Annotated in this window: 21 protein-coding genes and 1 pseudogene; 17 read left to right on the forward strand and 5 right to left on the reverse strand. The window is 59.3% G+C overall.

Annotation, left to right across the window (positions count from 1 at the left end; all coding sequences use genetic code 11):
* Nucleotides 1–14: 14 nt before the first annotated feature.
* The 3 genes from efeB to HRQ60_RS05510 are packed head-to-tail and all read right to left on the reverse strand — an operon-like array spanning nt 15 to nt 4,157.
* Nucleotides 15–1,307, reverse strand: a complete 1,293-nt coding sequence (gene efeB, locus HRQ60_RS05500) for an iron uptake transporter deferrochelatase/peroxidase subunit (protein ID WP_172194632.1) — start codon at nt 1,305–1,307, stop codon at nt 15–17.
* Nucleotides 1,308–1,353: 46 nt separating this feature from the next.
* Nucleotides 1,354–2,628 (reverse strand): iron uptake system protein EfeO, encoded by a 1,275-nt coding sequence (efeO, locus tag HRQ60_RS05505; protein WP_246281138.1) that lies wholly within the window; start codon nt 2,626–2,628, stop codon nt 1,354–1,356.
* A gap of 47 nt (nt 2,629–2,675) precedes the next feature.
* Entirely contained in the window at nt 2,676–4,157 is a 1,482-nt protein-coding gene (locus HRQ60_RS05510; RefSeq protein ID WP_172194633.1) for an FTR1 family iron permease, read from the reverse strand.
* 326 nt (nt 4,158–4,483) lie between these two features.
* On the opposite strand from HRQ60_RS05510, the pseudogene tatA reads away from it, so the two are divergent.
* The 14 genes and pseudogenes from tatA to HRQ60_RS05580 form a co-directional block, all read left to right on the forward strand.
* Nucleotides 4,484–4,639: pseudogene (gene tatA / locus HRQ60_RS23595) on the forward strand (twin-arginine translocase TatA/TatE family subunit); the annotation flags it as partial.
* A 115-nt stretch (nt 4,640–4,754) separates the two neighbouring features.
* Complete coding sequence (gene tatC / locus HRQ60_RS05520) at nt 4,755–5,462, forward strand: twin-arginine translocase subunit TatC (protein WP_172194635.1); 708 nt, start codon at nt 4,755–4,757, stop codon at nt 5,460–5,462.
* A 222-nt stretch (nt 5,463–5,684) separates the two neighbouring features.
* Nucleotides 5,685–5,885: a cold-shock protein gene (locus HRQ60_RS05525; RefSeq protein WP_018976919.1), complete on the forward strand. Its 201-nt coding sequence runs from the start codon at nt 5,685–5,687 to the stop codon at nt 5,883–5,885.
* 162 nt (nt 5,886–6,047) lie between these two features.
* A complete protein-coding gene (locus HRQ60_RS05530; RefSeq protein ID WP_172194636.1) occupies nt 6,048–6,263 on the forward strand; it encodes a cold-shock protein in 216 nt (71 codons plus the stop codon).
* Between the two features lie 177 nt (nt 6,264–6,440).
* Complete coding sequence (locus HRQ60_RS05535) at nt 6,441–7,439, forward strand: beta-ketoacyl-ACP synthase III (RefSeq protein WP_172194637.1); 999 nt, start codon at nt 6,441–6,443, stop codon at nt 7,437–7,439.
* A gap of 36 nt (nt 7,440–7,475) precedes the next feature.
* On the forward strand, nt 7,476–8,888 hold the full coding sequence (locus HRQ60_RS05540) for an ATP-grasp domain-containing protein (RefSeq protein ID WP_172194638.1): 1,413 nt from the start codon (nt 7,476–7,478) through the stop codon (nt 8,886–8,888).
* A 202-nt stretch (nt 8,889–9,090) separates the two neighbouring features.
* Nucleotides 9,091–10,098, forward strand: coding sequence for an NAD-dependent epimerase/dehydratase family protein (locus HRQ60_RS05545; protein WP_172194639.1), 1,008 nt, complete (start codon nt 9,091–9,093; stop codon nt 10,096–10,098).
* The gene (locus HRQ60_RS05550; RefSeq protein ID WP_246281140.1) at nt 10,095–11,108 is read left to right on the forward strand and encodes an MBL fold metallo-hydrolase; all 1,014 of its coding nucleotides are present in this window, start codon (nt 10,095–10,097) and stop codon (nt 11,106–11,108) included. The genes HRQ60_RS05545 and HRQ60_RS05550 overlap by 4 nt, the downstream gene beginning before the upstream one ends.
* A gap of 182 nt (nt 11,109–11,290) precedes the next feature.
* Nucleotides 11,291–12,643: a F390 synthetase-related protein gene (locus HRQ60_RS05555; protein ID WP_172194641.1), complete on the forward strand. Its 1,353-nt coding sequence runs from the start codon at nt 11,291–11,293 to the stop codon at nt 12,641–12,643.
* A complete protein-coding gene (locus HRQ60_RS05560; protein ID WP_172194642.1) occupies nt 12,621–13,913 on the forward strand; it encodes a GNAT family N-acetyltransferase in 1,293 nt (430 codons plus the stop codon). Before HRQ60_RS05555 ends, HRQ60_RS05560 begins: the two co-directional genes overlap by 23 nt.
* Before the next feature lie 195 nt (nt 13,914–14,108).
* Nucleotides 14,109–15,236: an ATP-binding cassette domain-containing protein gene (locus tag HRQ60_RS05565; protein ID WP_172194739.1), complete on the forward strand. Its 1,128-nt coding sequence runs from the start codon at nt 14,109–14,111 to the stop codon at nt 15,234–15,236.
* Nucleotides 15,226–16,044, forward strand: a complete 819-nt coding sequence (locus HRQ60_RS05570; protein WP_172194643.1) for an ABC transporter permease — start codon at nt 15,226–15,228, stop codon at nt 16,042–16,044. Before HRQ60_RS05565 ends, HRQ60_RS05570 begins: the two co-directional genes overlap by 11 nt.
* Entirely contained in the window at nt 16,041–16,862 is an 822-nt protein-coding gene (locus HRQ60_RS05575) for an ABC transporter permease (protein WP_172194644.1), read from the forward strand. The genes HRQ60_RS05570 and HRQ60_RS05575 overlap by 4 nt, the downstream gene beginning before the upstream one ends.
* Nucleotides 16,859–17,929, forward strand: coding sequence for an ABC transporter substrate-binding protein (locus HRQ60_RS05580; RefSeq protein ID WP_172194645.1), 1,071 nt, complete (start codon nt 16,859–16,861; stop codon nt 17,927–17,929). The genes HRQ60_RS05575 and HRQ60_RS05580 overlap by 4 nt, the downstream gene beginning before the upstream one ends.
* 109 nt (nt 17,930–18,038) lie before the next feature.
* Here the strand turns inward: HRQ60_RS05580 and HRQ60_RS05585 are convergent, their stop codons facing one another.
* Entirely contained in the window at nt 18,039–18,512 is a 474-nt protein-coding gene (locus tag HRQ60_RS05585; RefSeq protein ID WP_172194646.1) for a small multi-drug export protein, read from the reverse strand.
* A 304-nt stretch (nt 18,513–18,816) separates the two neighbouring features.
* Here HRQ60_RS05585 and HRQ60_RS05590 point away from each other — a divergent pair, with 304 nt between their 5' ends.
* Entirely contained in the window at nt 18,817–20,730 is a 1,914-nt protein-coding gene (locus HRQ60_RS05590; protein ID WP_172194647.1) for an acyltransferase family protein, read from the forward strand.
* 144 nt (nt 20,731–20,874) lie between these two features.
* Here the strand turns inward: HRQ60_RS05590 and HRQ60_RS05595 are convergent, their stop codons facing one another.
* Nucleotides 20,875–21,390 (reverse strand): hypothetical protein, encoded by a 516-nt coding sequence (locus HRQ60_RS05595; RefSeq protein ID WP_172194648.1) that lies wholly within the window; start codon nt 21,388–21,390, stop codon nt 20,875–20,877.
* A gap of 190 nt (nt 21,391–21,580) precedes the next feature.
* Between HRQ60_RS05595 and HRQ60_RS05600 the strand changes: the two genes are divergently transcribed.
* A complete protein-coding gene (locus tag HRQ60_RS05600; protein WP_172194649.1) occupies nt 21,581–22,225 on the forward strand; it encodes a pyroglutamyl-peptidase I in 645 nt (214 codons plus the stop codon).
* A 277-nt stretch (nt 22,226–22,502) separates the two neighbouring features.
* Nucleotides 22,503–23,057 (forward strand): hypothetical protein, encoded by a 555-nt coding sequence (locus tag HRQ60_RS05605; protein ID WP_172194650.1) that lies wholly within the window; start codon nt 22,503–22,505, stop codon nt 23,055–23,057.
* Nucleotides 23,058–23,068: the final 11 nt, after the last annotated feature.

Genomic DNA, 23,068 nt, shown 5'->3' on the forward strand with positions numbered 1-23,068 from the left:
CGTGGCAATGGGGTTTACCCTTCCAGCAGCCGCTGGCCCACGTACTCGCCGGGCTTCCAGCCGCCCGGGCAGGCAAACAAGCTGCTGGCGATATGCGCGGTATACTCGTTCAGCTTGTCCATCCGGCTCATCAGACGCAGCATGGGCACGAACTGCTTGTCCGGGTTGCGCTGGTAGCTGAGGAACAGCAGCCCGGCGTCGACATTGCCTGTGCGGGCATCGATCCCGCCCGTATAGGAATAGGCGCGGCGGTGCATCTGTGCGCCGTCCTGCTTGGCGAGGCGGACATGCGAGTCCGCAGGCAGTTCGGCAGGCGAGACGGCGTCGAATTCGCCGCTCCTGCCGTAGGCGGCGCCGGAGTCTTTGTGGCGGCCGAACGTGTCTTCCTGGTCTTTCAGCGAAGAACGGTCCCAGACTTCGAGCAGCATGCGGATCTTGCGGTAGGCGAGATAGCTTCCGCCGCGCATCCAGGAAGGTTCGTCGTCGCCGCACCAGACGACGTCATCGTAGCCGGCACTCGAATCGTGCAGCGAGTTGGCCGTGCCGTCCTTGAAGCCGAACAGATTGCGCGGCGTGCTGCCCGGAGGCGAGCTGATAAAGCCTTCCTGCATCCACAGCACGGAAGCGGTAAAAGCCGACAAACGGATCAGATTGCGCGCCGCGTGAAAAGCGACCTGCTGATCTTCGGCGCAGACCTGAATACAGATATCGCCTCCCGACAGCGATTCGTCGATCCGGTCTTTGGGCATCCGGGGGATATCTTGAAGATACTTGGGGGCCTTCGCGGAGATCCCGAAGCGATCCTGTCCATCCTGCGAGAAGAAAGATGGACCGAAGCCGAACGTGATGCTGAGTCTTGCAGCCGGCAGATCGACGCTTTCGCCGCTGTCGCTCGGCGGCAGCAGACGGCCGCCCGCTTCGACGGCGGAAGAGCCGCCCGTGCTGAGATCGCAAAAGCGCGTCCAGTCCCGCAGCAGGCCCACCAGCGTCTTGCGGTCCGGTGCCGTCACCTTGAAGCCGACCAGATACATATAGGTCTGCTGCGGAGTGACGATCCCGGCCTGATGCTCGCCGTAAAAGTCCAGCCGTTCGTTCGCGGCCGACGCCGAAGCGGCGCCTCCGCCCGAAGAAGCCGGAGGCGCTTCCGTCGTTCCGAGCATTTTCATGATGGCGCCCAGTCCGCTTGCGCCCAGAGCGATGCCCCCGCCCGCGGCAGCGGACATTTTCAGCATTTCGCGCCGCGTGTATCCTTTTTTGGCACCCGGTTCTTCTGTGCTTCGTTTCACCGTATCATCCCCGTTGTTCATTCCGTTTCCCTTCTTCATGCCGTTTCTCCCCCGAGTCTGTTCAGACTTACAGAATTTTCGCCGTCTGCGACATCAGTTCCGACAGCTGCGACAGCTGATCGCTCAGCTCCCGGATTTGTTCCGTCTTGAGATCGGTATAAAGCGTATATTGTCCGTCTTTGTTATATTGGGCCAGCGTCGTTTCCATGGTCTGGAACTGTTTGTCGAGCTGATCCGCCAGTTCCTGGTGTCCGTCGTTCAGTGCCGGGATCATGGCGAAATAAACAGCTTTGGAGCCTTCCACGTTCGCGGCCAGATCGACCAGATCCGTATGCGAATACGTTTCTTCTTCGCCCGTGATTTTCGAGGTGGCCGCTTCGTTCAGCAGTTCCATCGCGCCGGCGACCATCGCTTCGGGCTCGAGCTTGAGTTCGGATACTTTGGCCTGCAGCGCTTTGACGTCCGTCATCAGCAGATCCGCGTATTTGCCTTGGCCTTCCAGCGAGCCGTCTTCCCACAGCGCGCGTTCGATCCGGTGGAAACCGGTCCACTGCTCTTCGCTCTCCACGTCCGGCAGCCGTGCGTCGATCTTCGGATCGAGGTCGCCCAGACTTTCCGCGATCGGTTCGATATTTTCATAGTAGGTACGCGATGTCGGGTAAGCCGCTTTGGCGGCTTCGATATCGCCGGCTTTGACCGCATCCGCGAACACCTGGGTTTCTTTTACGAAGAGGTCCGTTTGTTCGCGTACATACGTCTCGTAACCGTCAACCGCCTGGGCCAGCACTTCGGACGCGGCGGCACTGGTCTGTTTGGCCGTCAGCAGATTGTCCAGCGCCCCCTGCAGCTTCCCGGCGTTGTCGGTCAGCGAAGCGTAATCCATTTTGTCGTAGGCGGACGCGGAAAAGATCGGCATTTCGTACTTCTCGACTTCGGTGTACAGCAGCGGGAATTGGTCGCGCACCGTATTTTCGTAAGACAGCCACAGATCGTTGATCGAGCCGCTCAGTTGTTTGACTTTGGCATCGTCTTTGGCCGTGAGCGCTTCCTGGAACTTGGAGGTTTCGTCTTTCATTTTCTGTGCGCCTTCGCGTACGGCGGCTGTCGCCGCGTCATCGGATTCCGCAGCGGGAGCTTCGGCAGCCGGTGCAGGCGTCCCGGCCGAAGCTTCGGCGTCGGCTGCGGCGGGAGCGGTCTGCGCAGCTTCGGCCGGTGCTTGGGCTTCCGTGCCGCAGGCGCTGAGCGCAAGCATGGCGGCGAGTGCCGCGGAAGAGATAATCGCAAAAGGAAGCTTGCGGCGAGGCGGTTGTTCATTGCGGTTCAGGCGTTGAGAATCGGACATGGATGTAACCTCCATAAAATAGGGATAGGGAAAAAGGACAGATCGGTTCAGGCCATCTGCCGGTTCCGCCGGGTCAACAGCGGACGGAGATAAGCAGCCAGGGCGGCCAGCAGAAGCAGCAGTTGGGGCAGCGTGCTGTACCAGGAGGAATAGAGACTGATCGAAGCGACCGACGGCAGGTAATTTTCGGTGGTCGAAGGAATCAAGCCCGCCATCTGTAGGCTGTGAATACCCGAGCCGAGGAATTTGAAGCCCAGATAGAAGACAACGACGCTCGAGATCAGGAAAAAAGGCCGGAGCGGAAGCCGGTCGCCCAGCTTCAAGATGACGACCGTGACCAGGGCCAGTACGCCGAATCCGGCTCCGATGCCCAGCAGAAGCTCGCGGCCCGGCATCCGTCCCGCCAGACCGATCAGGAAGATTACGGTCTCCAGGCCTTCCCGTACGATAGCCAGAAAAGCGAGCAGAGCCAGCGAAAACATCCGTCCGCCCGAGAGAGCCTGGCGGCTGTTGGCCTTGAGCTTCTCGTTCCAACGCCGGATATCGGAGCTGCGGTGCAGCCAATAGCCTACGTAGAGCAGCATGACGGCGGCGGCGATGCCGGTCCAGCCGTTCAGCAGCGAGTTGCCCGCCCCGAATACGGAAGCGGAGAGCAGCAGCGATACGCCTGCGCCGGCGGCGATCGAAACCAGCAGGCCGGCCGCGGAACCGCCGACGATCCAGCGCTGGCCGCGCGAAGATCCGGATTTCCGGACGAACGCCAGCAGCGAACCGACCACGAGCAGGGCTTCGAGCCCTTCCCGAATCGGGATCAGCGCCGCGTCGATCCAGCTGTAGCCGGCGTCGGCGAGCGGGGTCAGCGAATCGATCATGCCAACGAGCAGCGGCACGGCCTGTGCGCGCTGCTCGGGATCGGACAGGTAGGCGGGCAGAAGGACAAGGTCGCGTTCGGTATTCGCGTAGACGGAAGCCGAACGTCCGACCACCTCGCCTTCCACGGCCAGCCATTGGTTTTGAAGCTCACGCGCTCCGCTGGTCGCGCTCTCCAGGTCGCCGGCTTCGATCGAAGATTTGACGCTTCCGAGCTTGGCGATATAGGTGCCGAGCGTCATGCGGGTGCGTCCGTCATTGTCGGTATAGGAGCCTTCGGCATAGCTGACAAGCGACAGGCGGAAGGACTCCAGCTTCGGACGGATTTCGTCGGGTTCGCCGCCGATATAGGCCAAGGAGATGTCGGCAATCCCGCTGCCGATCTCGGCTGCGAGTGCGGCAGAGTCGGTCTTGGTACTCTGTTTGCTGCGCGACCACCACGATTTGACCGGGGCGAACTTTTCTTTGGAAGCTTCCAGGTCGCCGCTGCCGAGCTGGAGCAGGGCGGCGTCCACGGCAGAGATCGCATCCTGCGTATCCGGAAGGTCTTCCGAAGCGGAGACCTGTCCGCCGAAGCCGCCGAGCAGCAGAAACAGCGCCAGCAGAACGGCCGGAATCCGAAACTTGAACGGAAGGAGAAGCGGGAGAGGACTGCGCATTTACAAATCTTCCTTTCTTATGTACACCGTTCCTATGTACACGGTCTTCTATGAATGATAATGATTATCATTTAGTTAAAAGTATCTCGATTATAGAAGCGTGGAAGATCCTTGTCAATGTAAAAATTTTAACAATAAAAGGGGAGAGGTGCTCAGAAGCAAACCCCTCAACCGCGCGGATTCGACTGAAACCGTTTCTAAAAAACGGAGCTTATGAACGATCACGGATTAAGGTTTGACAAGGGGGAGGCCGCGCTCTATACTGAGTTTATTTGAATTAAGTGATAATCATTATCAATATATATAGATAGGTGGAGGCGTTCGATATGGCTTTTGGGCCGGGAAGCATTGCGGTGGTAGTTGGGGTGGCCTTGCTGGTCTTTGGTCCGAAAAAACTGCCGGAACTTGGTCGTGCGGCCGGGGAAACACTGAAAGAGTTCCGCAGTGCGACGCGGGGACTCGGAGACGAATCCGCCAAGGAGTCGGGAGCGGCCGCGCGGAAATCCGCCGAAGCGGCACCGGCAGTCGCGTTGGCGAAAGAGCCGGTTGGCCGGGAAGACGAGGGAGGGCGGCCCGACTCTCCCTGACGAGGCGCGTATGGGGCTGCTGGCCCACGTTGTCGAACTGCGCCGGCGCCTGCTGATTTGTGCCGGGGTATTTCTGCTTTTGTTCATCGCGGGATTCTGGGCGGCGCGTCCGGTGATCGGTCTGCTCGAACGGTCGGGCGCGGAACTGGGCATGTCCCTGCATGTTTTTCGGGTGACGGATGCGCTGGCTATCATGGTGCAGTCAGCTTTCTGGTTTGCGCTCGTTCTGACTTTTCCGCTGATTCTGCATCAGACCTGGCAGTTCGTCAAACCCGGCTTGTACGAAGGAGAGCGCCGCGCCGTAAGACTGCATATTGGCGGCATCTTCCTGATGTTTCTGATCGGGGCCGCTTTTGCCTACGAGATCGTATTTCCGATCATGCTGCGGTTTATGTTCGGACTGTCGGCGGAACTGGGCCTGGAACCGGTTATCGGCATCCGCGAATATTTCGACTTCATGCTGCGCCTGGTAGTTCCTTTTGGCATTCTGTTCGAGCTGCCGCTTCTATTGACGCTGCTGACGCGGATCGGAATCGTGACTCCGGCTTCGCTGCGGCGCGTCCGCAAGTATGCCTATTTCGGCCTTGTGGTCGCTGCGGGATTTATCGCTCCGCCGGATGCGCTGTCGCTGCTGATTGTGACGCTGCCGCTGATCCTGCTGTACGAAGCGGGAATCGGTATTAGCTCGCTTGCTTATGGAAAAAGAAAGAAGGTTTAATGTAGGAAACGTTTGCTTTTGGATCGGCTCTGTGGTAAGATTATAGGTAATAACGAGTGGGCATCCTTGATTTACACATTGGAAAGGGTTGTCATGTATGGGTTATGGTACCTTTTCCAATGTGTGATTTTTTTATATCCCCACGGAGCATAAAAAATGCATGTTGCCGGGACTTGGAGCTACTCCAAAGTTTCGGAATCAAATTTTTGGAGGTTTTCTCTAATGGAAACAGGAACAGTAAAATGGTTTAACGCAGAAAAAGGTTACGGTTTCATCGAAGTTGAAGGCGGAAGCGACGTATTCGTTCACTTCTCCGCTATCCAAGGCGACGGTTTCAAAACCCTCGACGAAGGACAACGCGTAGAATTCAACATCGTTGAAGGTAACCGCGGACCACAAGCCGAAAACGTAACTAAACTGTAAGAACCCAAAGAACGGACTGCTCTTAACCATGGGTTGAGAGCGGTCCTTTTTCATTGGAATACTTCGAATCGGATTAATTTATCCAAATTAATCCGATTCGGAGCAATCCGATACAGAACCGGGACCGGCTGCGGCCCTATTAAATGCGGGGAGGCATCGAGCATGTATTTTCGTAAAAAGCAGGACGAAGAACTTGTGAAAGAAAGCACGGCGGTATGGACTTGCGAGAAGGAAGACTGCAAAGGCTGGATGAGGGACAATTTTTCGTTCGAGGACGAACCCAAATGCCCAATCTGCTCGTCTTCAATGAAGCGGGATACGAAAATGCTTCCGGTGCTGGCCAATCCGACCGGAGATCCAAAACCGGAGAGCAAGTAAGCTGCCAACCGGCAGTGATTCGGCATAGATCGCACAGGTGATCGGCATCAGACAAAAAACCGTTTTTGGTACGGCCTGCTAGCGGCAGGTGGCGGACCAAAAGCGGTTTTTTTGCGTTGAGGGGAATGTGGGAACGCTTACGCGTATAATGAAGTCAACAGATAAGGGGGAACGCTTATGGGAGCGCGTCATATCAAAATTACGGGTACGGGCAGATATCTGCCGGGAATCGGTATTGCGGCCGAAGAGATCGATCGCAGGATCGGAGCGGAGCCGGGGTGGGTCATGCGCAAGACCAGCGTAGCCAACCGGCACTTTGCGGGTGAAGAAACGGCGTCGGAGATGGGAGCGAATGCGGCGAGGGAAGCGCTTGAACGGGCGGGTCTGACTTTTGCGGATATCGATTGTCTGGTCTGCGCCAGCGGAACGATGCAGCAGCCGATTCCGTGTACGGCGGCTTTGATCCAGCGGGCATTGGGCGAAGAAGAATCCGGGGTTCCGTGTTTTGATATCAATTCGACGTGCCTCAGCTTTGTTACCGCGCTCGATACCTTGTCTTACCTGATCGATGCCGGCCGATACCGCCGCATTCTGATCGTCTCCAGCGAGATCGCTTCCAAAGGACTGAACTGGTCGGACAAGGAAAGTGCGGCGCTGTTCGGAGACGGGGCCGCCGCAGCCGTGGTGGAACGTTCCGCGGATAGCGAAGTGTCGCGCCTTCTCCATGCCCGGATGACGACGCACAGCGCCGGTGCGCGCCATTCCGAAATCCGGGGCGGAGGAAGCGGGATTCCGGCTCCCGGATACAGCGAAGAAACGGCGGCCGATTACCTGTTCTCGATGGACGGCGAAGCCATCTTCCGCCAGGCGTCCCGTCTGCTGCCCGACTTCATGCGCGAACTGCTGGGCGGAGCAGGCCTGTCCATGAACGATTTCAAACTTGTCGTGCCGCATCAGGGAAGCGTCATGGCGATGCGGCTGCTTCAGCGCAAACTGGGCATTTCCGAAGAGCAGATGCTGTACGTCGCTCCGTATTACGGGAACGTGATTGCCGCTTCGATTCCGCTGGGTCTCGATAAAGCCGTACGCGAAGGCCGGCTGAATCGGGGCGACCGGGTACTGCTGGTCGGTACCTCGGCCGGTCTGTCGCTGGGCGGAGCGGTGCTGATCTATTGAGCCGGAGATGAGATCGGCCAAGAAGGAGGGGACGCGATGAACGGACTGCGCGTACTGATTACGGGAGGCCGCGCGCCGTGCGCGCTGGATCTGGCGCGCGGCTTTGCGGCGAGGGGCGCCGAGGTGTACGCGGCCGAGAGCCTCGAGCATTCGCTGTGCGCGGCTTCGCGCGCGGTCAAGCGAAGCTTCCTCGTCCCGCCTCCGGCGCAGGACCCGGAAGGGTATGCGGACGCGCTGCGCGAGATCGTGCGCAGGGAACGGATCGGTCTGCTGCTGCCGACCTGTGAGGAAATCTTCTACATTTCCGCCTACCGGGACGACTTCGGCCCGGACTGCCGCGTCTTGGCGCCCCCGCTTGGGATGCTGCGCGAACTGCACAGCAAGTGGGCGTTTATCGCGCTGTGCGCGCGGCTGGGTTTTGCCGTGCCGGAGACGGTGCGGCTGGACTTCGCGGACGGCGGGCGCCGAAGGCAGGGGCGCGAAGAAGAGCGGATTGCGGGCGAGATTCCGCGGCCGCGTCTTGGCGATCCGGCTTATATCCTGAAGCCGGAGTTCTCCCGGTTCTCGGCCAGGCTGTCGAGGCACGCGGCGCTGGACGATGCCCGCGCGCAGGCCCGAAGCGCGGGCGGGGTCTGGGTGGCGCAGCGATACGCCGGGGGCGAGCTGCTGTGCACGTACGGAACCGCGCATGAAGGGCGGCTGCTGGCGCACGCGGCGTACCGCGCGCCGCAGACGGCAAGCGGAGCGTCCGTCTGCTTCAAGCCCGACACCGATCCGAAGGTACAGGAATGGGTAGCCCGCTTCGTGGAGCGGACGAACTTCAGCGGTCAGCTGGCGTTCGACTTCATCCGGACCGATGAAGGTGCGCTGCTGCCGATCGAATGCAATCCGCGCGCCACAAGCGGCGTGCATCTGCTGCTGGCGCCGCAGAGTGCGGGCGGCGGGTCGAAGCGGTCTGCAGGAGCGGCCTTGTCCAGCGGGGCTCTTCCGCGAACGCCGGATCTGCTTGATGCGCTGGCCCGGCCGGATCGGATCGGGGAAACGATCGAGGCTTGTCCGGTGCAAACGCCGATGCTGCTGCTGCCGATGCTGGGCAGCGGCCTCGGTCAACTGACGCGGCCGAAGGCGTTTGCCGCCTGGCTGCGGGATCTGCGCAGTTCGCGCGATGTCCTGCTTCGGCGCGGAGACGCTCCGGTGCTGCCGCAGGCGCTGCGGATGATGCTGGAACTGCGCCGACGGGCAGCGGCAAGCGGATGTTCCTTGTCCGAAGCATCGGTGTCGGATATCGGCTGGGACGGCCAGCCGATCGGAGCGGGAACGTCCGACGGACGCAGCGAAGGCGATAAGCGGCAGAAGACCGATCGCCGCGATCCGGCTGCCGATTCGCTGCCGCCCCTGCCAAAAGGAAGCGGCAGAACGAGTGTGGACAAGAGCGAAGAAGCCTTTTAGCGAAAAAGGTTACGCACATGTGGATAAGTGCGAAAAACGATGTTTTCGGCCTGGCTTATACCCAAACCGGGGATAGAATAGCGAAAACCGGGGATAAGCTCGCTCAGTTTCTATGAATTAGCCTTTAAAATCCAGTCTTCTAAAGTTGTACACAGGCAGAAAAGGCGAAAATAAATCGGATCGGGAAGCTGGAGGGAATCAAATGAAGGTGCTGGTGACCGGGGCAACCGGATTTCTGGGCGGCCGTCTGGCGCGCAGCTTAGTGGAAGATGGGCATGAAGTAACCGGGCTTGGACGGGGCGAAGAAGCAGGCCGCAGATTGGAGAGGGACGGTATCCGGTTTATCCGGACGGAACTTGGCGATGCGGAGGCGGTGAACCGCGCCGTATCCGGTGGATTCGATATTGCGCTTCACTGCGGTGCGCATTCCGCTTCCTGGGGACGCGATGCCGATTTCTGGACCGCCAATGTAACGGGTACGGCGAATATCGCCCAAGCCTGTCTGCTCGCGGGAGTCTCCCGGTTGGTACACGTATCTACGCCAAGCCTCTGTTTCGGGACAGGGGAACGGCTCGGCGTACGGGAAACCGATCCGCTGCCTGCGAAGCAGATCAGCGCCTATGCGCGTACCAAGCTGTTGGCCGAGCGGGAGATCGACCGGGCGCGCCGAGCCGGACTCCGAACCCTTGTGATTCGGCCCCGCGCTTTGTATGGTCCCGGCGACCGCAGTATTCTGCCCCGGCTGATCGAAGCGAACCGCCAGACGGGAGTCCCGTTTATCGGCGGAGGGCGGGCACTGATCGATCTGACCTATGTGGACGACGCGGTTCAGGCACTCAAGCTGGCGGCTTTCGCTCCGAACGAAACGCCGGGAAGCCTGTATCATGTGAGCGGGGGGGCGCCGATCGCTTTCGAGGACGCGGCGGAGCGGTTGTTTGCGAAGCTGGAACGCCCGCTTCGAATCAAGAAGCTGCCGTTTGCCGCGGCGTATGCGGCCGCTTCTGTTATGGAAACTGCGGCGAGGCTGAGGCCTTCCGGCGGCGAACCGATGCTGACCCGTGCGCTGGTCGGTATGCTGGGGAGCAGCCAGACGCTGGATATCGGCGCCGCACGCGAGAAGTTGGGCTACAAGCCGCTTGTCGGTATCGAAGAAGGGCTTGATCGCTTTGTCGAATGGTACAAAGCGCAGGAAGGAGGATCTATCGATTGAATATCAAACGCGAAGCCGCACCGGAGTTCGACATCGCTGCGTCCGCCGGGGCGATTGAATCTTCCGGCCGGTTCGAAACTCAAGAGGCTTCCGAAGCGGCCGGCACATCCGCTATCTGCCCGCTTGCCCGCTTGTGGGCGCTGACCGGAAAGCCGGCACCGACCGTCTCGCTGCGGCTGTTCTCCGCCGGCAGCTGTAGGCATCCGGAATGGGTCACTATTCGGGGCGGAAGTCTGCGCAGCGTACGCATTCCCGCTTTGTTCGGCTGCATCGATCATCCGCAGCACGGCTCCATCTTGTTCGATACGGGCTATTCGGAACGCTTTTTCCGCGAAACGGATCCTTTTCCGGCCCGTCTGTACCGGATGACGACGCCGGTGCAGTTCGACGCGGGGCAGAGTGCGGCGGAACGTCTGCGCGCCGCAGGCATTCCGCCGGAAAGGATTCGCCGGATCATCATCTCGCACTTTCACGCGGACCATGTGGCGGGACTCCGCGATTTCCCGCAGGCGGAATTTCTGTACGAGCGCGAGGCGCTCGACAAGATGCGCAGGCTTCGGGGGATCGGCGCGGTGAAGAGAGGCTTCCTGCCTGGGCTGCTGCCGGACGATTTCGACCGGCGGGCCCGCCCTTTCCCGGCGGAGTCGCGTATTGATCTGCCGGACGGCTTCCTGCCCGGTTTTGCCTGGCGCCGCGTGACCGATGTGCTCGGCGACGGCAGCCTGCTGGCCGTCGATCTGCCCGGGCACGCCTACGGGCAGATCGGCCTGCTGCTGCGCACGGAGCGCGGCCCGGTCCTGCTCTGCGCCGACGCCGCCTGGTCGGCGGCCGCGTACCGGGAAGACCGGCCGCCGAGCGCGCTTGCCGGCATCATCATGCCGGACCGCCGCGCCTACGCGGACAGCTTCCACGCTCTGCGCGGGATGCACGCCGCTTTTCCCGGGCTGAAAGTGATCGCTTCGCACTGCCCGGAAGCCGAAGCGGCCTATGCAGGCGGCGGCCTGCTGTAAGGCGCTTCGCCCTGTTCGCCTCTGCTGCGCCGCTTCCTGTGTTCTGCTGCGCAAAATCACGGGGAGCGGCGCCGATTCGGCCTCGCTGCATTAAGTTTACTTTCACCCAACGGAGCTGCGCGAGAGAGTTTGCGGCAGAGATAGACGTTGAAATCCTGGGTCTTGAAAGGAGTAACCTGCTCATGAATACCGATTCCCTACATATTCTTATGCAGTATCTGGCCGCCCGCAAACGTGCCTCGATCCTTGATCGAGGCAAGCTGGAGAGTTGGCGCGAGCCCCGCCTGATCCGCCATCTGGAACGGGTGCGCGCCGCGTCGCCTTTTTACCGGGAGCTGTGGGCAGGGATCGACGTGCGGGACTGGCGGCGTTTCCCGCAGATCGACAAGAAGATCATGATGGAGCGTTTCGATACGCTGAACACGGCGGGAATCCGCCGCGATGACGCGATGAATCTGGCGCTGGAAGCGGAACGCACACGCGATTTTACGCCGGAGATCGGCGGCCTGACGATCGGCCTGTCGTCCGGCACGTCGGGCAGCCGGGGGTTGTTTCTCGTCAGCCGCAGGGAACGTCTGGCTTGGACGGGAACCATTTTGCAGCGCGTGCTGCCCGGGCCGCTGCTTCAAGGGCACACGATCGCCTTTTTCCTGCGGGCTGACAGCAATCTGTACGGATCGGTGCGCAGCCGCCGGGTGGCGTTCGAATTCTACGATCTGCTGCATCCCCTGGAGCGGCATGTGCAGCGTTTGAACGCGCAGCGTCCGAGTGTACTGGCCGCGCCTCCGTCGATGCTGCGTCTGCTGGCTGGCGAAGTCCGGGCGGGCCGGCTGAAGATCTCGCCCGGACATCTAGTGTCGATGGCGGAGGTGCTCGACCCGCTGGACCGGCGCGTGATCGAGGAAAGCTTCGGCCTGCGCATCCATCAGGTGTACCAATGTACCGAAGGTTTTCTGGGCGCCTCCTGCAGTCACGGTACGCTGCATCTTAACGAAGACGTCGTCCATATCGAAAAAGAATACATAGATGCGGAGCGCAAAACGTTCTTACCGATCGTAACGGACTTTGTCCGCTTCTCCCAGCCGATCGTGCGCTATCGTCTGGGCGATCTGCTGACCGAGAGCGCGGATAATTGTGCCTGCGGGTCGCCTTTTGCCGCGATTGAGCGGATCGAAGGGCGCAGCGACGATCTGTTCGTGCTGCCTGCGGCGGACGGCGCGGGATTCGTGACGCTGTTTCCGGATTATGTCTCGCGTGCCATCATCGGCGCGTCGGATCGGGTGGAAGCGTACCGGGCGACCTTAAATTCGCCGACTCGCCTGCTTGTCGAGCTGGACACGGCTGCCGGGGAAGGATCAGAAGAGCGCGTACGGATCGAATCCGAAGTCCGTCTCGCGCTGGTCAAGCTGTGTGCGCGAATCGGCGCGGCCGTGCCGGACACGGAATTTGTGCCTTACGCCTTCGTGCCCGGAGCCGTGAAGTTGAGACGAATCCAGAGGAGGTTTGCGGTAAATGACCGGATGGAACCTGTATGAAGGCAAGAACCTGGAACGTTGGTTGGCGGAAAAAGAGAACCTGGGTGCCCCGGGCCTCGATTCGTCAGGTCTCGATTCGCCAGGCCGCGAGGCACGAGGCGCCGAATTGCCGGGTCTTGAAGCGCCAAACCGAGCTGTACCGGGCGGCCCTTCGGCTTACGGCAGCCTGACGGAGGACGAAGCGTCCACGCTCCGCTGGTTGGCCGCCATGCAGAGCCGGAGTGTCCCGGCGCTGATCGCGAACGTGGATACGACGCTGCGCGCCCTGAGGCATGAAGCGCTTGGCGTAACGCTTCCGCTCAGCGTGGGCGATCGGGAATACGGCGATTCCTACGTATTCTCTCCGTACACGCATTACATCAGCTATGCGCGCGAAGAACTGTCCATGCTGGAGTCGCGCGCGGCCCGGGCGGCGCTGGGGGCCCTGCTGACGCCGGCCGGACTGCTGCTCAAGGCTTCGCGGTTCAATCGGGCTGTACAGGTCAACAATCGCCTGCTGTCGACGAATCTCTATCCGGAACTGGACGCGGAAGCGATCTCTTCGGCGGTGGAGATGCTGCTTCGGGAGTTCCCCGACCATTCGATCGTTTTCCGGTCGCTGAACCGCCGCACGACGCCCGTGTATCTCGATACGCTGACCGACAAGGGCTTCCGGCTTGTACCGAGCCGGCAGGTCTATCTATACGATGCGCCGGACAAGATTCCGTCCAAAGCCCGCTGGCTCCACAAACGCGATTATCGGCTGCTGGACAAACACGGGTATGACGTCTGCGGCCCCGATCGGCTGCAGGCCGCGGACGCGCCGCGTCTGGCCGAGCTGTACCGGATGCTGTATATCGACAAATACTCGTCGCACAACCCGGTGTTCACGCCGCTGTTCTTCGAACAGGCGCTGCACCTGGGACTGCTGAAGCTGTATGCGCTGCGCTCCCGGTCAAGCGGCAGGCTCGACGCCGTACTCGGTTATTACCTGCAGGGCGGCATCATGACGACGCCCGTGTTCGGCTACGATACGGGCATCGCGCAGGAGACCGGGCTGTACCGCATGCTGTCGGCCCTGCTGCTGAGTCTGGCGGCGGAAGAAGGCGGGCTGCTGCACGAGAGTGCAGGAGCGGCGCAGTTCAAACGCAACCGCGGCGCGGAAGCGGAGATTGAATACAGCGCGGTATACGATCGGCATCTGCCGCCCTGGCGCCGAACAGGCTGGGCGCTGCTGTCGTCTCTGCTGAACCGGGTCGGCGTGCCGATTATGCGCAAATACAAGTTTTAGGATCAGACTGGAAGTTGACGGTTTTCAGGGATTTTGACCAAGAAAGCGACGTCCGCATACATAGAAATGTAGCGTTTATGCGTTTTTTTCTATAGAATAACGGTTAGAAACAGGTTAACGATACAGCCGAATAACAGAAAACAACCGGAGCCGATCGGGGTCCGGATATCCTGTTGCCAGAGGAGGGGTTTCATCATCGCAGATCCACACATCATTCGTTTCGAGTCCGTAACGAAGCAGTACGAAGACGGACTCACCGTACTCAAAAAGATTGATTTCGAAATCGAGCGGGGCAAGTTCTACACGCTGCTCGGTCCTTCGGGCTGCGGCAAAACGACCATCCTGCGCATGATCGCGGGCTTCATGGAGCCGACGGAAGGTTCGATCTATCTGGGCGGGCGGGTCATCAACAAAGTACCGCCCGAGAAAAGACAGGTTAATACCGTATTTCAGGACTATGCCCTTTTCCCGCATCTGAATGTGTTCGAGAACGTCGCGTTCGGCCTGCGGATCAAAAAAATGAAGCAGAACGTCGTGGCGGCCAAAGTGGCTGAAGCGCTGAAAATGGTCAATCTCGACGGTTACGAAAGCCGCGGGATTACCGAGATGTCCGGCGGTCAGCGCCAGCGCGTGGCGATCGCCCGGGCGATCGTGAACGAGCCGGAAGTGCTGCTGCTCGACGAGCCGCTCTCCGCGCTCGACCTCAAGCTGCGTACCGAGATGCAGTACGTGCTGCGCGAGCTGCAGCAGCGTCTGGGCATCACGTTCATCTTCGTCACGCACGATCAGGAAGAGGCGCTGGCGATGTCGGATTATATTTTCGTCATGAACCAGGGCCGGATCGAGCAGAGCGGTACGCCGAACGATATTTACGACGAGCCGATCAACCGCTTCGTGGCCGACTTTATCGGCGAATCGAACATCGTGCCGGGTGTCATGATCGAAGACTATCTGGTCGAATTCAACGGACAGCGCTACGAATGTGTCGATGCCGGGCTGCGGCCCAGCGAACCGATCGAGATCGTCGTCCGTCCGGAAGATCTGGAGATCACGACGCCGGAAGCCGGCAAGATGCAGGTCCGCGTCGATTCGCAGCTGTTCCGGGGTGTCCATTACGAGATCAGCTGCTACGACGATTCCGGGCATGAATGGCTTGTACACTCCACCAAACGCGCCGAAGTCGGCGCCCGCATCGGACTGACGTTCGATCCGGAAGCGATCCACGTGATGCGGTTCGGCGAAACGGAAGAAGAATTCGACCGCCGGCTCGAGGCTTACGAGGAGGACGAAGAAGAAACCGGGGTCGGCGCGAATGAAAGGTAAGGACAACGTAAACGCGCGGTCGCTCGCTTATATTCCGTATTATCTGTGGGTCGTGCTGTTTGTAATCGCGCCTGTCGTGCTGGTCGTCTATTATTCGCTGTTCGATGTGTCGGGGCATTTTACCCTGTCGAACTATGCGGATTTCTTCACTCCCGTCTATCTGAGCATGACGCTGAGTTCGTTCTGGTATGCGTTCCTCATTACGCTGTTCTCGCTGCTGATCGCGTATCCGGCGGCGTATCTGCTGACGCGGACCAAGCACAAGCAGCTGTGGCTGCTCCTCATCATCCTGCCGACCTGGATTAATCTGCTGCTCAAGACGTATGCGTTTATCGGCATCTTCGGCACGAACGGTCCGATCAACGCGCTGCTCGGATCGATCGGATTCGGCGAGCAGCAGCTGCTGTTTACAAGCGGAAGCTTCGTGTTCGTGTCGATCTATATCTTCGTGCCGTTCATGATCATGCCGATCTATAACGCCCTCGAAGAACTGAACGTGTCTCTCACCGATGCCGCCCGCGATCTGGGCGCTTCGAGCTGGATCACGTTCCGCCGGGTCATTTTCCCGCTGACGCTCTCGGGCGTCAAATCGGGCTGCATCTCCGTGTTTATCCCGGCGCTGTCGCTGTTCATGATTACGCGTCTGATCGCCGGCAATAAAGTCATCACGCTCGGTACGGCGATCGAACAGCACTTTCTGGTCACGCAGGACTGGGGCATGGGTTCGACCGTTGCCGTATTCCTGATCGTCGCGATGGCCGTTATCATGTTCCTCACCGGCGGCAGCCGGAAGGGGGTGCGCAAATGAGAAAGAAAAACGGAATTTCCAATCTGTATCTGGTACTGGTCTTCGCCGTTTTGTATGCGCCGATCCTGTACCTGATGTTCTATTCGTTCAACAGCGGCGGCACGATGCACGGCTTCGAGAGCTTCACGCTGGATTACTACAAAGAAGTATTCGCGGATACCCGGTTGATTATCATCGTAATCAATACGCTGGTCATCGCCCTGCTGTCTTCGACGATCGCGACGATCATCGGGGTATTCGGATCGCTCGCGATCGAAAATATCCGGCGTGCGCGGCTCAAGAATACGCTGCTGTCGCTCAACAATGTGCTGATCGTCAGTCCCGACGTCATCATCGGCGCTTCGTTCCTGATCTTGTTTACGATGGTGGGCGTCAAGCTGGGCTTCGCCTCGGTTCTGATCTCGCACGTGGCTTTCAGTATCCCGATCACGGTGCTGATGATCCTGCCGAGACTGCAGGAGATGAGCCCAACGCTGCTCGACGCGGCGCGCGATCTCGGCGCGAGCAAACGCGACGTGCTGACCAAGGTCGTCCTGCCGTTTATCCGTCCCGGTATTTTCAGCGGCTTCTTCATGGCTCTGACCTACTCGCTCGACGATTTCGCCGTTACGTTCTTCGTAACGGGCAGCGGATATTCGACGCTTGCCGTCGAAATCTACTCGCGGGCGCGGCAGGGCGTCTCGCTGTCGATCAATGCGCTGTCCACGCTGATCTTCCTGTTCACCGTGTTCCTCGTGGTGGCGTACTACATTTCGATGCGCCGCGGTGAAAAGCGCAAATTGGCCGATGCGGCCGCAAGAATGGGGGTGCCGGAATGAAATCCATGACGCGCACGCTGATTCTGATTCTGGTCGTGGCTTTCGCGCTGATGTTTCTGGCGAACCGCTTGAACTCGAGCGAAGGCTACAGCAGCGGCAATACGCTGACCATCTACAACTGGGGCGATTATATCGATCCCGAACTGCTCGACCGGTTCCAGGAGGAGACGGGCATCACGGTCATCTACCAGACGTTCGATTCGAACGAAGCGATGCTGACCAAGATCGAGCAGGGCGGTACCACGTTCGATGTGGCGATTCCGTCCGACTATGCGATCGAGAAGATGCGGGAAGAGAAACTGCTCATTCCGCTCGATCACGCCAAGATTCCGAATATGAAGTATATCGATCCCAAGTTCCTCGATTTGTCGTTCGATCCGGGCAACGCCTATTCGATGCCGTATTTCTGGGGAACGCTCGGCGTGGTCTATAACCCCAACCTGACGGATCTGACCTTCGAGAGCTGGGAAGACCTGTGGGACCCGACGCTCCGCAACGACGTTCTGCTGACGGACGGAGCGCGGGAAGTGGTCGGAACCGGGCTTGTCAGCCAGGGGTATTCGCTGAACGATACGAACGAAGCCCATCTGCAGCAGGCGCTGGATCATCTGATGCAGCTGTCTCCGAACGTCAAAGCGATCGTCGGCGACGAGATCAAGCTGCTGCTGGCGAACGGCGAAGCGGCGGCGGGACTCGTATTCTCGGGCGACGCTTCGGAGATCATGGGCGAGAACGAAGAACTCGACTATGTGGTGCCCAAAGAAGGTTCCAATCTGTACTTCGACAATATGGTCGTTCCGAAAACGGCGCAGAATATCGACGGGGCGATGGCGTTTATCAACTTTATGCTCGAGCCCGAAGTGAATGCGCAGAATACGGAGTATGTCGGGTATTCGACGCCGAACGACGCGGCGCTTGCGCTGCTGCCGGAAGAGATTTCGGGCGACGAGCGTTTCTATCCGTCCGACGAGCTGACGGCGCAGCTTGAAGTGTACGAAAATCTGGGAAAAAAGATGCTGGTCCGTTACAACGAGCTGTTCCTTCAGTTCAAAATGAACGGTTCGTAAAGTTAAAATCGGTGTGCCTCAAAATATCACCCAAAAAAACCCGTTTGCGCCTGGGCGCAAACGGGTTTTTGAGTCCGGTAAGCCAGAGAAGGCTTTCGGGGGAAGGAGGTTACTGCTTCGCGTAGCTCAATCCGTACACGGAACCGACGGCCATAATGACGGTCCATACGGTCAGACTGACCGCCATCCAGCCCATCACCCAACGCCGGGAAGAACCGAACGACAGGGCGAGTACCGCGGCGATATCGGTTCCGACCATAGCCGGAGCGACCAGAGCCAGACCGGGCACGCCGTATTTTTCCCAGATTCGCCTGGCCCGCGTTTCTCTTTTGGAAGAAGTGGTCCGGCCTTTCTTGAGACGTTGACGCTCCATCCATGCGGATACCCGTGCAAAAAACAATCCGATCAGGATCACCATGAGGAAATTGCCCGCGAATCCGATGATCGAGACGGCAACCGGGGGAAGACCCCAGAGGATGCCGAGAGGAACGACGATAAAAATATCGAGTGAAGGGGCGGCCGCCAGAAGAAAGAGAGCCGCGTACTGCCAGAACAAGTCCAATTCCCGAATCCATTCGAACATAAAGTTGAGCCTCGCTTTCGGCATAGTCCCTTGACCAAGTTAAAAGTAAGGTTACTCTCGCCTGAATCGCACCTAAAGCGTGTACGTTTCAGGCGGAAGTAACCCTCTGATTAGGGTTGGTCAAGGTAATCGGTATACTGCGCAATCCCGCTTATCTTATCGGTTGCTCAGTTAAAATTCAAATGTTTCGCACGTTCCTGTAAACTTTCTCCAGCTTCATTCTAGATATCCATCGGGGGCCTGCTATAATAGAACTTAGATTTTCAAAAATCGGACTATTCGATATGTCGAAAGGGCAGAGGCCATGAGCAACGGACGATATGCAGGCAACGAGGCGAAAAGCGAAAATCGGCGTTATGCCGGAAACGATTCCCCGCCGCCTCGGCGCCGTGACCCGGCGGCTGAGCAGCCCAAGCCGGGTGCGGGCCGATACATGCCGGGACTGGACGGACTGCGTGCGCTTGCGGTGCTGGCCGTCATTTTCTATCATCTTCATACGCAGTGGGCACCGGGAGGACTGCTGGGTGTAACCATGTTCTTCGTATTGTCGGGCTACTTGATTACGGATATCCTGCTGGCGCAGTGGGACCGGACCGGCCGCTTCGATATGAAGGATTTCTGGATCCGCCGGGCCAAACGGCTGCTTCCGGCGATGCTGGCAGTCGTGCTGGCGACGGTCTTGTGGTCGATTCTGGTCGATCGGAGCCGGCTTCCGGCGATGCTCGGCGATGTTCCGGCCGCCTTGTTCTATTACAGCAACTGGTGGCTGATCTTCCACGAAGTTTCGTACTTCGAGAGCTTCGGTCCCTTGTCGCCGCTTGGCCATCTCTGGTCGCTGGCGGTCGAAGAGCAATTCTATATCTTCTGGCCGGTGCTGCTCGGGATCGGACTTATCCTTGCCCAGAAGAACCGGGGTAAGCTTGCGCTTGTGCTGGCTGGGCTCTCGCTGGCTTCGGCACTCGCGATGGGGATCATGTACCATCCGGGCGAAGATCCGAGCCGTGTCTATTACGGCACCGATACGCGGCTGTTCTCGCTGCTGATCGGCGCGGCGTTGGCTGTGGTCTGGCCGAGCCGCAAACTGAAGACCAATATCTCCAAATCGGCCACGAAGACGCTCGATATTACGGCGACGGTCTGCTTGATCGTGATCGCGGTGCTGATCTTCAAGTCCAACGACTACGGGACGTTCCTGTACCGCGGCGGTATGGTTCTGCTGTCGCTTGCCACCACCATTCTGGTGGCGGCGCTGGCCCATCCGGCCTGCCGGCTCGGCAGCCTACTCGGCGCCAAGCCGCTGCGCTGGATCGGCGCGCGCTCCTATGGACTCTATCTGTGGCATTATCCCGTGATCGTATTGACGACGCCGCTCGTCAACACGGGCGGACCGAACATGACCCGTATTCTGCTGCAGCTGCTGGTCAGCTTCGTGCTTGCGGCGTTGTCGTACCGCTATATCGAGCAGCCGGTACGTACCGGCGCGTTCGGCAGATGGTGGAAGCGGGTCATGCGCGAACCCGATATCGGCCGCAAGCGGCTGCTTCGGACGCTCGCGGGAACCGCGGCGCTTGTGCTGGTGCTTGGCTTCGCTATGAACCGCCTGGCTCCTCCGGCCGAAGCGCAGACGCCTTATGCCGGCACGGATACCCCTGCCGTGCAGACTCCGGCCGCGGACACCGCGCAGACGTCCGCCGGCACCGGAGCGGAGGCCGCGGACGACGCATCCGGCAGTCCGCTGCCGGCGGGAACCGGGGTAGGTATGACGGCGATCGGCGATTCGGTTATGCTCGATATCGAGCCGTACCTGACGGCCGAGCTGCCGGGAATCCAGGTCGACGGACTGGTCGGCCGCCAGATGTCGCAGGCACCGGCACTGATCGACCAGCTGAAAGCGCAGGGAGAGATCGGAGCGACGGTCGTGATCCAGCTGGGTACGAACGGTTCGTTTACGGATGAACAGCTCGACGGCCTGCTGGCGAAGCTGCCCGAAGCCAAGAAGATCATTCTGGTCAATACCCGCGTACCGCGTCCTTGGGAGAGTGTCGTCAACAGCGCGTTGGAACGCGCCGCGCAGCGTGACGACCGGGTTCTTCTGATCGATTGGTATTCGGCCAGTGCCGGACGCGACGACTATTTTGCACGGGACGGCGTCCACCTGATGCCGGCCGGTGCAAGAGCCTATACGCAGCTGCTGATCGAAGCGCTGAAGAGTTCCTGAGTACGGCCGGTGAAGCTTCCCTGCAAGCGGGAGAAGCTTCACCGGCAGACGAAAGCCCCGTTTTTCGCTCGGTGCGAACAAACGGGGCTTTTCGCTGTGCGCGGCGTTCGGCTCCGGCGGACCGGAGTCCGGTACGGAAGCCGATCAGATTTTGGCTTTGGCATTTTTGCTGAAAGGAAAGAGCAGGAGAGCGCCCAGCACGATCAGTACAAAAGCCAGCAGAGGCTGCTCCATGAATGTGCGTGTCGTCAGCGCTTCGATCGAGAATACCGCGAAGAAGAGCAGCGACAGCACCGTCAGAATATTGATAGGGATCAGCAGCCAGCGGTTGCGGCCTCCGAAGCAGTAGAATTCGAACAGACCGACGGCCGGCGCGAGAATGAATCCCGGCCACATGACATCCCAACTGTCGAACAGCATTGCGGCCTGGCATACGATCGCGACCGTCACCAGAATCCCGCCGGGAATCAATAGGCCGGGAGCGCGTCCGTGCGTCATCGAGAAATACATCCAATGGAAGAACAGCCCCAGCGGAAGGATGAACAGCGAAGCCCAGAAATAGCCGAAAATCATACCCGAATTCATTCCGGTTCCTTGGCCGAGCAGCAGGTAAGCCCCCAACAAAATGAGCAGCGGACCCAAAATCGCTTTTTTTGACATAACAACCTCTCCTCTATATTTTATATTTATGTACCGGTCAAGCGTGCCGAGTCCGTTCTGTAAGTTGAATCTGACGACCTGTAGACTCTTTAGGTTCACTATAGCTTGATGTGCGGACCGGCGCCTCGTGCAGCAGGTTGAAAAGGACTCGGTCTTAAGACCGATTTATCGACGACAAAGGAGAATAGAGATGAATATTTTGATTTCGGGCTTTGAACCGTTCGGCGAATCGCCGATCAATCCGACGCAGGAACTGCTGGAGCAGATCGGCGTCGGCTTTTTGGGAGAAGGATATACGGATGTAGAACTGCACACGCTGCTGCTGCCGGTCCGTTACGATGAGGGAGCGGGAGCGCTTCTGGACGAAGTGAAGCGGCTGCGTCCGGATGCCGTGATCGCCTGCGGTCTGGCGGCGGGAAGAACGGCCGTCACTCCGGAGCGGATCGCGATCAACGTCAAGGACACGGAGCAGTATGCCGACAATGCGGGCCGCAGTCCGAGAGACGAACCGATTCGCGCCGGAGGACCGGATGGACAGTTTGCGACGCTGCCGATCCGCGAAATCTCGCAGGCGCTCTGCGCGGCGGGGATTCCTTCGGCGATATCGAATACGGCCGGAACGTATATCTGCAACAATACGATGTATGCGCTGCTGGATGATTTGAACACGGAAAAATCGCAGGCGCTTGCGGGATTTATCCATTTTCCGGCTTCCACCCGTCTCGCCGCACTCAAGCCTTCGCTGCCTTCGCTTCCCCAGGAGACACTGCTCGAAGCTCTGCGTATTGCCGTGCAGGTTACGGCTCAGGCCGTACGGGCCCAGGCCAACCGATAACCCATTGTACAGGATCCGGCGCTCCGACAAATTTTATAGAATTTGGAGAGTTTTTTTGGTTTTCCCGTTACAAGCGCCAAAAACCGGGTAATGATACGGAACCGACATCCTTCTCAGTTGTATTTGACCTGCTCCGGCCACGAACCGTTGTGCCTGTCGAGCCCACGTGATCAGCAGAGACAGTTTCGATTGTTGACGAACTGTACGGTTGGACAGGTTGCAAATTCGGCATTCGACGTTTTTCATTCTTGAAAAAAAGGAAAGGCGGATGGCTTCGATGAGCAGTATACAAGGCAGAATGGGCTCCATTGTTCCGATCGGCGGATTGCCGGCACTGAATTCTTCGTACACGCCGAGCCGCCACGGCAAGGCACCACTCGAGAACCGCAAAGCCAGTCTGGAGATCGAGCTTTCCCGTGTTCTTCAGCTTCCCGCTTCGGAGCAGGACCGCGAACAGCGGGCTATGCGTATCCGGCGCCATATCGCACTGCTCGAACGCCATATCGCGCTGCTGGATACGGCGAACGGCGAACGACCGGAATTTACGGTACAAGGCCGTCCGGACCGGGAGTATGACGAGCCTCAACAGCAGCCGGCGTTTTCTCTTCCCGAAGAGTCGGAAGAAGAATCTCCGGTAGAAGCGGCAGCGGCCGTAACGCCAAAAGCTCCGAGAGGCGGGGACGATTACGCCCGCGCCATGCTGGGGTCTTTTGAATCGCTGGGTTCGCTCTACGCGCCTCCGGCGGCGCCGGGAACGATTCCTCCTTGGGAGAACCGTTCGGAACCGGCGAGAACGGCCAAAGTCGGCCGCAACTTTGACGTCAGCGTCTAGAAGTCTGCAGC

The organism is Saccharibacillus qingshengii (assembly GCF_013185195.1).
GTDB classification, from domain to species: Bacteria; Bacillota; Bacilli; order Paenibacillales; family Paenibacillaceae; genus Saccharibacillus; species Saccharibacillus qingshengii.